This is a genomic window from Methanophagales archaeon, assembly GCA_021159465.1.
Taxonomy (GTDB): domain Archaea; phylum Halobacteriota; class Syntropharchaeia; order Alkanophagales; family Methanospirareceae; genus G60ANME1.
The window spans coordinates 1-1350 of sequence record JAGGRR010000199.1 but is presented as its reverse complement, the minus strand read 5'-3'; the positions used below and the strand labels follow the sequence as shown (position 1 = coordinate 1350).

2 protein-coding genes are annotated in these 1350 nt (G+C 42.0%); both read left to right on the top strand.

Annotated elements, in window-relative coordinates; translation table 11 throughout:
- Positions 1-776: CRISPR-associated endonuclease Cas1 (cas1, locus tag J7J01_08645; GenBank protein MCD6210933.1), on the top strand; the 776-nt coding region annotated here is incomplete at its 5' end.
- Positions 773-1063, top strand: a complete 291-nt coding sequence (cas2, locus tag J7J01_08640) for a CRISPR-associated endonuclease Cas2 (GenBank protein MCD6210932.1) — start codon at positions 773-775, stop codon at positions 1061-1063. The genes cas1 and cas2, both read left to right, overlap by 4 nt.
- Positions 1064-1350: the final 287 nt, after the last annotated feature.

Sequence of the window (1350 nt, the reverse complement as noted above, 5' to 3'; positions counted from 1 at the left end):
TCACGAAGGAAGGAGAACAAGTTCAAGTATCGCCCCGGGAAGTAGAACAGGTGATGTGGCGAAAACAAATAGTCATGGGTGAAGATAGGCGATTAGAGATAGCGAAAGAGATAATGGATTGTGCAATTTACAACAAGTTGCGAATTTTGCAGAGTTTGGCGAAGAATAGAGAGGTGAATTTCGATAAAGAGACAGAATATCTAAAAGGACGTAGAGCAGCTCTACGGAGTATAAAGGAGAATGAGGCATTAATGGGCGTTGAGGGAGGTGCAACGAAGACGTATTTTGGTGCATTAAGGAAGATAATCCCGGAGGAGTTTGGATTTGAGAAAAGAGAAAGACATCCACCACATGACCCTGTGAATTCAATGCTGAGCTATGGATATACAGTACTTAAGTCGAGGGTGGAATATAGCTTGATGCGAGCGGGCTTGAATCCCTACGAGGGTGTTTTACATGTAGCATATCGTAATCGTCCGGCGTTGAGTTTCGATTTGATGGAAGAGTTCCGGCAGCCGATTGTTGATAGAGTTGTGATAACCCAGATAACCCAGAAACAAGTGCGAGAGGACGAATTTGAGAGAAGAGAAGATATGTGTTATATGAGTGAGGGAGTGAGGAGGAGGTTTTTAGAGGCGTTATACAGCAGATTTGAGGATAAATATACCTTCCATGGCGAGAGATTAGAGTTTCTGGACATCATTTTCGAGCAAGCGAAGTCATTGGCAAGGGCGATAAGGAATGACGAGAGATTAGAGGGGTTCAGGTACCGTTGAAGATGAAGCAAGAGCGGCATTTGTATATCGTTTATGACATCAAAGAAGATTCTACACGCAATCATCTTTCCAGACGGCTCGCATATTATGGATTACGGAGAGTGCAATACAGCGTATTCAACGGGATAGTAACGATAAAAGATAAGGAATCGCTCGTAAAGGAGATAAACGAGCTGGAATTGGGAGAGGAGGATAAGATACATGTGATAGACCTGTGCGAGGCATGTAGAAGGGAAATGATAATAATAGGGAAGATGCCGGAAGTTAGAGAACATATTGTCGTGTGAATATTTATGGCTGGTGAGCACCAATAATATATATTGGTATCTTCTCAATCATGAGCAGCCAGGCATATCAAAAGATATAAATAGGGTGAGAACATACTTGAAAATGGGAATGGGGTAAAATTTTGAGGGTTGCAAAGGAGTCTAAGAAAACAAGGATTGAAACGCGGAAAAGCTCGGCTCGTATCGCATGATTGCATCTATCAGGTTGCAAAGGAGTCTAAGAAAACAAGGATTGAAACATCAAACCTTTTAGAAAAAGGTTTAATCCAAAAACAGGTTCGGGGTTT